General features: G+C 58.0%; 10 protein-coding genes. 8 read left to right on the top strand and 2 right to left on the bottom strand.

Annotated features, from left to right (window positions below; genetic code table 11):
- The first annotated feature begins 4 nt into the window (after nucleotides 1-4).
- The 8 genes from atpA (at nucleotide 5) to IEG05_RS16670 (ending at nucleotide 9,808) form a co-directional block, all read left to right on the top strand.
- Nucleotides 5-1,549: a F0F1 ATP synthase subunit alpha gene (atpA, locus tag IEG05_RS16705; protein WP_003291823.1), complete on the top strand. Its 1,545-nt coding sequence runs from the start codon at nucleotides 5-7 to the stop codon at nucleotides 1,547-1,549.
- Between the two features lie 50 nt (nucleotides 1,550-1,599).
- Nucleotides 1,600-2,466 carry a F0F1 ATP synthase subunit gamma gene (atpG, locus tag IEG05_RS16700; protein WP_014822269.1) on the top strand — a complete coding sequence of 289 codons (867 nt, stop codon included), beginning with the start codon at nucleotides 1,600-1,602 and terminating at the stop codon, nucleotides 2,464-2,466.
- A 30-nt stretch (nucleotides 2,467-2,496) separates the two neighbouring features.
- A complete protein-coding gene (gene atpD, locus IEG05_RS16695) occupies nucleotides 2,497-3,873 on the top strand; it encodes a F0F1 ATP synthase subunit beta (RefSeq protein WP_003303688.1) in 1,377 nt (458 codons plus the stop codon).
- A gap of 74 nt (nucleotides 3,874-3,947) precedes the next feature.
- Nucleotides 3,948-4,376, top strand: a complete 429-nt coding sequence (locus tag IEG05_RS16690) for a F0F1 ATP synthase subunit epsilon (protein WP_003303687.1) — start codon at nucleotides 3,948-3,950, stop codon at nucleotides 4,374-4,376.
- Between the two features lie 142 nt (nucleotides 4,377-4,518).
- Nucleotides 4,519-5,880, top strand: a complete 1,362-nt coding sequence (gene glmU / locus IEG05_RS16685; protein WP_191122411.1) for a bifunctional UDP-N-acetylglucosamine diphosphorylase/glucosamine-1-phosphate N-acetyltransferase GlmU — start codon at nucleotides 4,519-4,521, stop codon at nucleotides 5,878-5,880.
- A gap of 130 nt (nucleotides 5,881-6,010) precedes the next feature.
- Nucleotides 6,011-6,793, top strand: coding sequence for a DeoR/GlpR family DNA-binding transcription regulator (locus IEG05_RS16680; protein WP_046622209.1), 783 nt, complete (start codon nucleotides 6,011-6,013; stop codon nucleotides 6,791-6,793).
- 2 nt (nucleotides 6,794-6,795) lie between these two features.
- Entirely contained in the window at nucleotides 6,796-8,646 is a 1,851-nt protein-coding gene (glmS, locus tag IEG05_RS16675; RefSeq protein WP_046622208.1) for a glutamine--fructose-6-phosphate transaminase (isomerizing), read from the top strand.
- An 862-nt stretch (nucleotides 8,647-9,508) separates the two neighbouring features.
- Nucleotides 9,509-9,808 carry a hypothetical protein gene (locus IEG05_RS16670; RefSeq protein WP_085987739.1) on the top strand — a complete coding sequence of 100 codons (300 nt, stop codon included), beginning with the start codon at nucleotides 9,509-9,511 and terminating at the stop codon, nucleotides 9,806-9,808.
- A gap of 219 nt (nucleotides 9,809-10,027) precedes the next feature.
- Here IEG05_RS16670 and IEG05_RS16665 read toward each other — a convergent pair whose 3' ends face one another.
- Both IEG05_RS16665 and IEG05_RS16660 read right to left on the bottom strand, forming a co-directional pair.
- Complete coding sequence (locus tag IEG05_RS16665; RefSeq protein ID WP_024162553.1) at nucleotides 10,028-10,357, bottom strand: four-helix bundle copper-binding protein; 330 nt, start codon at nucleotides 10,355-10,357, stop codon at nucleotides 10,028-10,030.
- Between the two features lie 185 nt (nucleotides 10,358-10,542).
- Nucleotides 10,543-11,916, bottom strand: a complete 1,374-nt coding sequence (locus IEG05_RS16660) for a heavy metal sensor histidine kinase (protein ID WP_191122431.1) — start codon at nucleotides 11,914-11,916, stop codon at nucleotides 10,543-10,545.
- Between the last annotated feature and the right edge of the window lie 128 nt (nucleotides 11,917-12,044).

The following is a 12,044-nucleotide window of genomic DNA, read 5'->3' as shown; positions in this document are numbered from 1 at the left end:
TGGCATGCAGCAACTGAATCCTTCCGAGATTAGTGAAATCATCAAGCAGCGCATTGAGAAATCGAATGTCGCTGCTCAAGCCCGTAATGAGGGCACCGTCGTCAGCGTTTCTGACGGTATCGTACGTATCTACGGTCTGGCCGACGTCATGTACGGCGAAATGATCGAGTTCCCTGGCGGCATCTTTGGTATGGCACTGAACCTGGAGCAGGACTCCGTAGGTGCCGTGGTTCTGGGTAACTACCTGGGCCTGACCGAAGGCATGAGCGCCAAGTGCACCGGCCGCATCCTTGAGGTTCCGGTTGGTCCGGAACTGCTGGGCCGCGTTGTCGACGCACTGGGTAACCCGATTGATGGCAAAGGCCCGATCAACGCTCAGGCAACTGACGCAGTCGAGAAGGTTGCGCCGGGCGTGATCTGGCGTAAGTCCGTCGACCAGCCGGTGCAGACCGGTTACAAGTCGGTCGACGCCATGATCCCGGTAGGCCGTGGCCAGCGTGAGCTGATCATCGGCGACCGTCAGATCGGCAAGACCGCCCTGGCCATCGACGCCATCATCAACCAGAAGAACAGCGGCATCCGCTGTGTCTACGTAGCCATCGGTCAGAAGCAGTCGACCATCGCCAACGTGGTTCGCAAGCTGGAAGAGCACGGCGCGCTGCACAACACCATCGTTGTTGCTGCGTCCGCTTCCGAATCCGCTGCCCTGCAGTACCTGGCGCCTTACGCTGGTTGCACCATGGGCGAGTACTTCCGCGACCGCGGTGAAGACGCGCTGATCGTGTATGACGATCTGTCCAAGCAGGCTGTGGCGTACCGCCAGATATCCCTGCTGCTGCGTCGTCCGCCGGGACGTGAAGCCTATCCGGGCGACGTGTTCTATCTCCACAGCCGTCTGCTGGAGCGTGCGTCGCGCGTTTCCGAAGAGTATGTCGAGAAGTTCACCAACGGTGCCGTAACTGGCAAGACCGGCTCGCTGACCGCTCTGCCGATCATCGAAACCCAGGCGGGCGACGTTTCCGCGTTCGTTCCGACCAACGTGATTTCCATCACCGACGGTCAGATCTTCCTGGAATCGGCCATGTTCAACGCAGGTATCCGTCCGGCCGTCAACGCCGGTATCTCGGTATCCCGTGTTGGTGGTGCTGCTCAGACCAAGATCGTCAAGAAGCTGTCCGGTGGTATCCGTACCGCTCTGGCTCAGTACCGTGAACTGGCTGCGTTCGCGCAGTTCGCTTCCGATCTCGACGAAGCGACCCGCAAGCAGCTGGAGCATGGTCAGCGTGTTACCGAGCTGATGAAGCAGAAGCAGTACGCGCCGATGTCCATCGCCGACATGTCCCTGTCCCTGTACGCCGCCGAGCGCGGTTTCCTGACGGACGTGGAAGTGGCCAAGGTTGGCGCCTTCGAGCAGGCCCTGATCGCCTTCTTCAACCGCGAGTTCGCCGATCTGATGGCGAAGATCAACGTGAAGGGTGACTTCAATGACGAAATCGACGCAGGCCTGAAGGCCGGTATCGAGAAGTTCAAGGCCACTCAAAGCTGGTAAGCCGCAGCGGGAGCCGTGAGGCTCCCGCCTGCTAACCCGATAGGTGTCAAATGGCAGGCGCAAAAGAGATTCGCAGCAAGATTGCGAGCATCAAAAGCACGCAGAAGATCACCAGCGCCATGGAAAAGGTGGCGGTCAGCAAGATGCGCAAGGCACAGATGCGCATGGCTGCCAGCCGCCCTTATGCGGAGCGGATCCGGCAGGTAATCGGCCATCTGGCCTTTGCCAACCCGGAATACCGTCATCCGTTCATGGTAGAGCGTCCGGTCAAGCGTGTCGGCTACATCGTCGTGTCGACCGATCGTGGTCTTTGCGGTGGCCTGAACATCAACCTGTTCAAGGTCCTGATCAAGAACATGAAGGAGTGGCACGATCAGAAGGTCGAAGTCGACCTCTGCGTGATCGGCAACAAAGGCGCGAGCTTCTTCCGCAGCTTCGGCGGCAACGTCGTCGCAGCGATCGGCAACCTCGGCGAAGAGCCGTCGATCAATGATCTGATCGGCAGCGTCAAGGTCATGCTCGACGGCTTCCACAATGGCCGTATCGATCGCTTGTACCTGGTATCCAACAAGTTCATCAACACCATGACCCAGAAGCCCACGGTCGACCAACTGCTGCCGCTGGCCGCAGACGAGAACGCCGAGCCGGTCAAGAAAGGTCAGTGGGACTACCTCTACGAGCCGGACGCCCAGCAGCTGCTGGATGCTCTGCTGGTACGGTTCATCGAGTCCCAGGCCTATCAGGCGGTGGTTGAGAACGGCGCAGCCGAACAGGCCGCGCGGATGATTGCCATGAAGAACGCAACCGACAACGCCGGTGAGCTGATCGGCGACCTGCAACTGGTCTACAACAAGGCCCGTCAGGCTGCGATCACTCAGGAAATTTCGGAAATCGTCGGCGGCGCTGCCGCGGTTTAAGAACGGTTCAAATATTCAGAGGAACCAAACATGAGTAGCGGACGTATCGTTCAAATCATCGGCGCCGTTATCGACGTGGAATTTCCGCGCGATGTGGTACCGAACGTCTATGACGCGCTGAAAGTTCAAGGCGCCGAGACCACCCTGGAAGTCCAGCAGCAGCTGGGCGACGGCATTGTCCGTACCATCGCCATGGGTTCGACCGAAGGCCTCAAGCGTGGCCTGGACGTCGTCAACACCGGCACCGGTATCTCCGTACCGGTCGGCAAGCAGACCCTGGGCCGCATCATGGACGTCCTGGGTAACCCCATCGACGAAGCCGGCCCGATCGGCGAAGAAGAGCGCTGGACCATCCACCGCGCTGCTCCGTCCTACGCAGAGCAGGCTGGCGGCAACGAGCTGCTGGAAACCGGCATCAAGGTTATCGACCTGGTTTGCCCGTTCGCCAAGGGCGGTAAGGTCGGTCTGTTCGGTGGTGCCGGTGTAGGCAAGACCGTAAACATGATGGAGCTGATCCGTAACATCGCGATGGAGCACAGCGGTTACTCCGTGTTCGCCGGTGTGGGTGAGCGTACTCGTGAAGGTAACGACTTCTATCACGAGATGAAGGACTCCAACGTTCTGGACAAGGTTGCCCTGGTTTACGGCCAGATGAACGAGCCGCCGGGAAACCGTCTGCGCGTTGCACTGACCGGCCTGACCATGGCCGAGAAGTTCCGTGACGAAGGTCGTGACGTTCTGCTTTTCGTCGACAACATCTACCGCTACACCCTGGCCGGTACCGAAGTATCCGCGCTGCTGGGTCGTATGCCTTCCGCGGTAGGTTATCAGCCGACTCTGGCCGAAGAGATGGGCGTTCTGCAGGAGCGCATCACCTCCACCAAGAACGGCTCGATCACCTCGGTACAGGCCGTATACGTACCTGCGGACGACCTGACCGACCCGAGCCCGGCGACCACCTTCGCCCACCTCGACGCCACCGTCGTACTGTCGCGCGACATCGCCTCCCTGGGTATCTATCCGGCGGTCGATCCGCTCGACTCTACTTCGCGTCAGCTGGATCCGCTGGTGATCGGCCAGGAGCATTACGACACCGCTCGCGGCGTTCAGTACGTGCTGCAGCGCTACAAAGAGCTGAAGGACATCATTGCGATCCTCGGTATGGACGAACTGTCCGAGACCGATAAGCAGCTGGTATCCCGCGCTCGTAAGATCCAGCGCTTCCTGTCCCAGCCGTTCTTCGTGGCCGAAGTCTTCACTGGCTCGCCAGGCAAGTACGTTCCGCTGAAGGAAACCATCCGTGGTTTCTCCGGCATCCTCAATGGCGACTACGACCATCTGCCGGAACAGGCGTTCTACATGGTCGGCAGCATCGACGAAGCCATCGAGAAAGCCAAGAAACTGTAACTGGCGCGCCCGTTCGCGGGCGCCAACCAGCCTGACCGGCAGCTGCTGGTCAGGCTGATTACCGAGGCATGAACATGGCTATGACAGTGCATTGCGACATCGTCAGTGCGGAAGAAGAGCTGTTCTCGGGGCTGGTGGAAATGGTCGTCGCCCACGGCAACCTGGGTGACATCGGCGTTCTGCCGGGTCACGCGCCGCTGCTGACTGATCTCAAGCCGGGTCCGGTTCGAGTGATCAAGCAGGGTGGTGACGAGGAGATCTTCTACATCTCCGGCGGCTTCATCGAAGTGCAGCCGAACATGGTGAAGGTTCTCGCCGATACCGCTACGCGCGCCAAGGACATCGACGAAGCTGCCGCTCAGGCTGCCGTCAAAGCTGCCGAGAAGGCCCTGCACGAGAAGGGCGCGGAGTTCGATTACGGCTCCGCCGCCGCTCGCCTGGCCGAGGCCGCAGCCCAGCTGCGAACCATCGAGGCAATGCGCAAGAAGTACGGCCGACACTGATCGGCAAGCGACTTCATCGCGCACGAGTAAAAGGGTAGCCTTGGCTACCCTTTTTCTTTTTCTGCCATTTGTCGGCGCTTATACCAGCTGCACTCTGACGTACGGGTGAGCTGACGGGCCGATACCGCTCAGGAATCGCTTCATGTCTCTCGATATCGTCATTCTCGCCGCTGGCCAGGGCACGCGCATGCGTTCGGCGCTGCCCAAGATTCTGCATCCGGTCGCCGGAAAATCCATGCTCGGGCACGTGATCGACACCGCGCGTGCATTGCAGCCGAAAAGCATCCAGGTGGTTATTGGCCACGGTGCCGAGCAGGTGCGCCAGCGACTGGCCGGCGATGATCTCGCCTTCGTCGTTCAGGCCGAGCAGCTGGGTACCGGCCATGCTGTAGCCCAGGCGTTGCCGAATCTGTCGGCCGAGCGCGTGCTGATCCTTTACGGTGACGTACCACTGATCGAAGCCGACACCCTGCAGCGCCTGTTGCAGAAGGTAGGGCCGGAGCAACTCGCGCTGCTGACGGTGAAGCTGGACGACCCAACCGGCTATGGACGCATCGTCCGCGACGCGCGCGGCGAAGTGCAGGCTATCGTCGAGCACAAGGATGCCAGCGACGAGCAGAAGGCGATCCGCGAGGGCAATACCGGGATTCTCGCCGTACCGGGCAGCCGTATCGGCGAATGGCTGGGTCGCCTGTCCAACAGCAATGCCCAGGGCGAGTACTACCTGACTGACGTCATCGCCATGGCTGTGGCCGACGGCCTGCGCGTGGCCACCGAGCAGCCGCTGGACGCTATGGAAGTGCAAGGTGCCAACGACCGTATCCAGCTGGCCGAGCTGGAACGCCATTACCAGCAGCGTGCCGCTCGTCGTTTGATGGCCCGGGGCGTGACGCTGCGCGACCCGGCACGTTTCGATCTGCGTGGCGAGGTAGAGGTCGGGCGAGACGTGCTGATCGACGTCAATGTCATTCTCGAAGGCATGGTGACCATCGAGGACGATGTGCAGATCGGACCGAACTGCGTGATCAAGGACAGCACGTTGCGTCGCGGTGCGATCGTCAAGGCCAACTCCCATCTTGAGGGTGCGGTAGTCGGCGAGAGTGCCGATTGCGGCCCGTTCGCGCGGCTGCGTCCAGGCAGCGTGCTCGGCGCCAAGGCGCATGTCGGCAACTTCGTCGAGCTGAAGAACGCGACCCTCGGTGATGGCGCCAAGGCCGGGCATCTCAGCTACCTCGGTGACGCCGAGATCGGCGCGCGGACTAACATCGGTGCCGGTACCATCACTTGCAACTACGATGGCGCCAACAAATTCAGGACGGTGATGGGCGAGGACGTTTTCATCGGCTCCAACAGTTCGCTGGTTGCACCGCTGCATCTCGGTGATGGCGCAACGACCGGCGCCGGTTCGACGATCACCGAGGACGTGCCGGCCCATACCCTGGGCCTCGGCCGCGGTCGCCAGCGCAATATCGAAGGCTGGCAGCGACCGAAGAAGCAGTCGTAGATCCGCGTTCGGCGCGGGATGCCGGCCTGCTTCCCACTGTTGGTGGGTGACGCCGGATCGCCAGCAGCTTGCAGCCCGTAAGCACTTATGTTTTGATTCGAGCCGTTATCTTTCGAATCGAAACATATCTATGTCGAAGCGCAACACTCCACAACGTCGCCACGCGATCCTCGCCTTGCTCAACGAGCTCGGCGAGGTCAGTGTGGACGAGCTGTCGCGGCGCTTCGAAACCTCGGAAGTCACCATCCGCAAGGACCTCGCTGCGCTGGAGAAAAATGGCCTGCTGCTGCGCCGCTACGGCGGTGCGGTTCCGCTGCCTCAGGAGCTGATCGGCGACAGCGTGCAGCCCGTTTCGCCCTGGAAGCAGGCGATCGCCCGTGCTGCGGTTGGCTGCATCCGTGAGCACGCGCGGATCATCATCGACAGCGGCACCACCACGGCGGCGATGATTCCTCAGCTCGGCCACAAGCACGGGCTGGTGGTGATGACCAATTCGCTGAACGTGGTCAATGCGCTGCGCGAGCTGGAGCATGAGCCGGTGCTGCTGATGACCGGCGGCACCTGGGACCCGCATTCGGAGTCCTTTCAGGGCCAGGTCGCCGAGCAGGTGCTGCGCTCCTATGACTTTGACCAACTGTTCATCGGTGCCGATGGCATCGATCTGGAGCGGGGCACCACCACCTTCAACGAACTGCTAGGGTTGTCCCGAGTGATGGCCGACGTCGCGCGGGAAGTCATCGTGCTCGCCGAGGCCGACAAGTTCGGTCGGCGCATCCCCAATCTTGAGCTGCCCTGGAGCAGCGTGCACACCCTGATTACCGATGAGCGCCTCAGCGACGAGGCGCGCAGCAGCATCCTGGCCCGCGGCGTCAAACTGATCTGCGTGGCCGTCGAAACCAATCTGGAGACCTGAGCATGTGTGGCATCGTTGGCGCCGTCGCCGAACGCAACATCACCGCGATCCTTCTCGAGGGCCTCAAGCGCCTGGAATACCGTGGCTATGACAGTGCCGGCGTTGCCGTGCTGGACGAGAACGGCACACTCGAGCGTCTGCGCCGTAATGGCAAGGTCGCCGAACTGGAGCAGGCTCAGCAACACACGCAGCTGGCCGGCCGCCTGGGCATTGCGCATACCCGCTGGGCAACCCATGGCGCGCCCTGCGAGCGCAATGCCCATCCGCATTTCTCCGGTGATGATCTGGCCGTGGTGCACAACGGCATCATCGAGAACCACGAGGCGCTGCGGGCTCAGCTCAAGGAGATGGGTTACGTATTCGTCTCGGATACCGACACCGAAGTCATCGTGCACCTGCTGCACCACAAGCTCGATTCGCTCGGCGACCTCACCGCTGCGCTGAAGGCGGCAGTCAAGGAACTGCATGGCGCCTACGGACTGGCGGTGATCAGTGCGCGGCAGCCGGATCGCCTGCTCGCCGCGCGCAGCGGCAGCCCGCTGGTGATCGGTCTGGGCCTGGGCGAAAACTTCCTCGCCTCGGACCAGCTGGCGCTGCGTCAGGTCACCGACCGTTTCATGTATCTGGAAGAGGGCGACATCGCCGAAATCCGCCGCGATGCGGTGCAGATCTGGGATGTCGACGGCCAGCCGGTGCAGCGCGAGGCCGTGCAGTATCACGAAGGCGCCGAGGCGGCGGACAAGGGCGAGTACCGCCACTTCATGCTCAAGGAGATTCACGAGCAGCCGAAGGTGGTGCAGCGCACTCTGGAAGGCCGGCTAGGCGATCATCAGGTCTTGGTGCAGGCGTTCGGACCGCAAGCCGCCGAGCTGTTCGCCAAAGTGCGCAATGTGCAGATCGTCGCCTGTGGCACCAGCTATCACGCCGGCATGGTCGCGCGTTACTGGCTGGAGGAACTGGCCGGCATACCCTGTCAGGTCGAGGTTGCCAGCGAATTTCGCTACCGCAAGGTGGTGGTGCAGCCGGACACCCTGTTCGTCACTATCTCCCAGTCCGGCGAGACGGCAGATTCGCTGGCAGCGCTGCGTAACGCCAAGGCGCGCACCGAGCAGGAAGGTCGCTATCTGGCGAGCCTGGCGATCTGCAACGTCGGCATCAGTTCGCTGGTGCGCGAGTCGGACCTGACCCTGCTCACCCAGGCCGGCCCGGAAATCGGCGTGGCTTCGACCAAGGCCTTCACCACCCAGCTGGTTGGTCTGCTGTTGCTGACGCTGTCGCTGGGCCAGGTCCGGGGCACGCTTTCCCCTGCGCTGGAGGCCGAACTGGTCGACGAGTTGCGCCGGCTGCCGACCCGCCTGGGCGAGGCGCTGGCGATGGATGCTACGGTGGAGAAGATTTCCGAGCACTTCGCCGAGAAGCATCACACGCTGTTTCTGGGTCGCGGCGCGCAATATCCGGTGGCGATGGAAGGCGCGCTCAAGCTCAAGGAAATCTCCTATATCCACGCCGAAGCCTATCCGGCGGGGGAGCTGAAGCACGGCCCGCTAGCACTGGTGGACGCGGACATGCCGGTGGTCACTGTGGCACCAAACAACGAGCTGTTAGAAAAGCTCAAGTCCAACCTGCAGGAAGTGCGCGCCCGCGGCGGTGAGCTGATTGTCTTTGCCGATCGCGAGGCCGGCATCGAGAACGGAGAGGGCACCTTCATCGTCAGCATGCCGCATATCCACGACGTGCTCGCACCGATCCTCTACACCCTGCCGCTGCAACTGCTTTCCTACTACGTCGCCGTATTGCGCGGGACGGACGTCGACCAGCCGCGCAATCTGGCCAAGTCAGTAACGGTGGAATGACCGGAAACTGCGCCAAACGCAGCTGGCTGCACGGAATAAAGATTGACACAATATAATAAAGTCTGACACAAGCTATTAAAGTCTGACACAATGCCTAAACCCCTGTATCTACAGGGGTTTTCCGTTTATGGGCTAAGCATGGGTATGGTTTCCAGTGTTCCGAATACTGTTTTTCAAGCCCTTGTTAGCTTTTTCGAGTGGGACCTAGAGGACTTTGAGAGAAATGGAGTGGACGCAGAAACTCTGCTTAAGTCCACCGGTTTACCAAGGAATTGGCAGGGACCACCTGGTTTCAACCAAGTCCTGGGAGGCACTGCGTACTATCGGAATAAGTCTGTAGCTGAGAGCACCTGAAAAAAACGCGCTGAGTGAAGCCTGTAACGCTTCCGTTGGATTAAAGTAATTTGCAATATGTTCACTCACCGACGCCGCGCGCTTTTTCAGAGCCTGTGCCATTCAACCGGACGCGGTTCTCCACAGCAATTACCGCTACGCGGTCGGATGCATGTGCTTTTTGCATCCAGATGTCATGGCCGGCCACAGACGGTATTACATCTGATTAATCTAGGAGAAATTATCTAGAATAAATTGGCTCACGGCATAAATGCTAGTGTTGTCTTGAGATTCTGTTGCGCTTGGGGGAACTACGCCTTGTTCGAGTATCCGCTTCTTGCTGCCGGAATTTGAAGACCACGAGCAGCGGCCATCGAACAAAAATTTCTGCTGTTTTTCAGTGCAAGTGATGAGGTTAAGAGCACATCACACGTAAGCTCCGCTTAGCATTAATGTAATATAAGACTCAGCTTTGTGTAAGGTTGACACCTTTAAACTATCCAACATCAATGACCAAGAGGTGTTAACGATGAAAAAATTTGCGGCAGTTCTTGCTGTTGGCATAGCCGTAAGTTCCTCCTTCGCAATGGCTGAGGTTGATAGAAACTCAACGATGCAGCATGACTATGCTGCAGTCGAGGGTAGACAGGCTTTAAAGGTTCTTCTTGAAAGCGGTGATGTACTAAGTGTGACGCCAATGGGCGAAGATAGTATTCTAGGCTGGCCAAGCTATCGTGCGCAGCCATACGAAATCAAAATTCGTACTCCTGATGGAGTTGTCCACTCAGTGGAGTTCCGTAGCGCGCCAGTTGGCATCAATAACGGTTAATTATTTATAAGGGAATTAATACGATATAAGCCAATTGTATGATCGTTACGATTGGCTTATGACTGATTTTTCAAATGGCATTCTTTTTTTTGCACAAGAGTAACAATAGAAGCCAAGGCGTCATTTCAGTGGGTAGAGCGTAGGTGTCCTGCCACTGAATAAAAGCGCTTTCCTACCAAGTCCATAAGATACCATCTTGGCAGGAAAGCGGCTTGCTGGTTATACAGCCATACGTTCACATTCCTCAGCGCACTTCATACAGGCTTTCGCGCACTCTTGGCAGTGATCCATCTGATGCTTGGCACACTCTTCACCGCAGGCTCGGCAAATTTTTGCACACAATGCACAGAACTCTTTAGCCAACTCGCTCTGGCGACTCATGAGTCTGGCTGCCAGAGCACATATGTCAGCACAATCTCTGTCGAGCTCAATGCAACGGGCCATCGTTTGTACGTCGTCTTCAAGTAAACAGGCAGATGCGCATGCTTCGCAAACTAGAGCGCAGTTAGAACAAGCTTGAATGCAGCTATTGAACATTGTTTCAGTCATGACTTCCTCCAAAGTTCGTATTTTAGCGTATAGTCTTGAGCTGGCCTGAGGTGATCCTCTAGCAGCTCATAAATCCGACATATTCAGAGTTCGTCCGTTCCAATGGTTAACATTACAATCGTGTAAGGTCCCTTATGATCGCTATGCGGCTGATTTTAAAATATTTACCTTTATTCGATATTTTATTATTGGCGGGGAAATTCCATGTGAAAGCCCGTCACGCCGTCTAATGAGGTGCACCAGATTCTGCCTTTATGGGCCTCAACAATAGATCTGGTAATAGCCAAGCCGAGGCCAGCGTTGCTTGGACTACCCTCGCGCCGGGCAGGATCGACCCGATAGAAGCGATAAAAGAGCTTGTCCAGGTGCTCGGGCTCGATCGTCCCTCCGGGATTCTCGACGCTGAGGGTTACCGTTCTTTCCGCCTCGTGAATCGTTACAGAAATAGTTTCCCCTACCGGGGTGTAACGCAGCGCGTTGGATAACAAATTGGAGACCGCTCTATCAATCATTAATTTATCTCCCAGCACATTTCCTGCGCCTGAGACTGAGAGACGGATATCGCGTTCGTCAGCCACTAAGTGGTAATACGCAAGCAGTTTAGCAACGACATCAGCTAGTTCGATAGACGCTTGTTCGGGAATAATCAAGCCGTTGTCGGATTTGGCCAAAAAGAGCATGTCGTCAATAATGCGTGACATACGCTTCAACTCCTCTAGATTGGAGTAAAGATTCTCCTCATAAGCATCAATATTCCGCTTTTTGGTCAGCACCACCTCGGTGTGGGTCATGAGGTTGCTAACAGGGGTTCGCAGTTCATGAGCAATGTCCGCCGAGAAATTGGAAAGCCGAACAAAGGCATCTTCCAAGCGACCTAACATCGCATTGAAGGACAGAACCAATTGCTGTAACTCAAGCGGTATCGGTTCAAGCGGCATTCGTTCCTGCAACGACCTTGCTGACATCGATGCGGCGAGATGGGTAACTTGCCTCAGAGGCCTGAGACCGCTTCTAACTACCATCCAGCCAAGCGCAGCACTAATTAGAGCGCTGACGCTTAATCCAACGCCGAACCAACGCTGCAAAGTCTGAAAGAAATGCGCGTGGTTAGTGACATCAAGAATCAACAGTGCTGTAAGTGGTTCGGGCTGGTCTGCTACCGAGATTCGGGCAGTCAATCCTCTATACAGGCGGCCGGCATATTTCCATTCCCACATATTCTGCTGTTCTGCGTCCCTATAGCTTTCCGGGACGTCGACTGTCTTGGGATCAGAAAAGAGCACTCTGCCATCTTCGCTCAAGATGGTCGCCGCTAAATCATGATGGGCACCTAGCAGAGCTCGCAACTGCGGTAGCTCCTCAGCAAGGTTTGCGCTGCTGCGTACGTTATTGAAAATTTTCTTGGTCGATTCGAGCTTCTCCACCAAGGCCTGCCGATCCAACACTTCGAAGTGATGCTGGCTAAGCAAATTGAAGCTCAGCCCAGCTATGGTGAGAACTACAACCACCACAGACATGAACATGACACTCATTCGGGCGGTCAGCGAAAGGTGACGCAGTGTAAGCGTTCATTCCAAGACATCCTGCCATCCCGCTGACTTCCGCCCTAGAGTGACCTCGCATTCAACAACGCGAGGTTATTTCCATGAGAAAACACCGCACCGCAGAACAGTGGCAAGTCCTAATC

This window comes from Stutzerimonas kunmingensis (genome assembly GCF_014764705.1).
Classification (GTDB): domain Bacteria; phylum Pseudomonadota; class Gammaproteobacteria; order Pseudomonadales; family Pseudomonadaceae; genus Stutzerimonas.
The sequence above is the reverse complement of the archived record's forward strand: the minus strand, read 5'-3'. Positions and strand labels throughout refer to the sequence as shown.

What these genes read in the sequence shown, in the direction of transcription:
- atpG (WP_014822269.1), top strand. Translation starts at nt 1,600, where the DNA reads ATGGCAGGCGCAAAAGAGATTCGCAGCAAGATTGCGAGCATCAAAAGC.
- IEG05_RS16690 (WP_003303687.1), top strand. Translation starts at nt 3,948, where the DNA reads ATGGCTATGACAGTGCATTGCGACATCGTCAGTGCGGAAGAAGAGCTG.
- atpA (WP_003291823.1), top strand. Translation starts at nt 5, where the DNA reads ATGCAGCAACTGAATCCTTCCGAGATTAGTGAAATCATCAAGCAGCGC.
- glmU (WP_191122411.1), top strand. Translation starts at nt 4,519, where the DNA reads ATGTCTCTCGATATCGTCATTCTCGCCGCTGGCCAGGGCACGCGCATG.
- glmS (WP_046622208.1), top strand. Translation starts at nt 6,796, where the DNA reads ATGTGTGGCATCGTTGGCGCCGTCGCCGAACGCAACATCACCGCGATC.
- IEG05_RS16680 (WP_046622209.1), top strand. Translation starts at nt 6,011, where the DNA reads ATGTCGAAGCGCAACACTCCACAACGTCGCCACGCGATCCTCGCCTTG.
- IEG05_RS16665 (WP_024162553.1), bottom strand. Translation starts at nt 10,357, where the DNA reads ATGACTGAAACAATGTTCAATAGCTGCATTCAAGCTTGTTCTAACTGC.
- atpD (WP_003303688.1), top strand. Translation starts at nt 2,497, where the DNA reads ATGAGTAGCGGACGTATCGTTCAAATCATCGGCGCCGTTATCGACGTG.
- IEG05_RS16670 (WP_085987739.1), top strand. Translation starts at nt 9,509, where the DNA reads ATGAAAAAATTTGCGGCAGTTCTTGCTGTTGGCATAGCCGTAAGTTCC.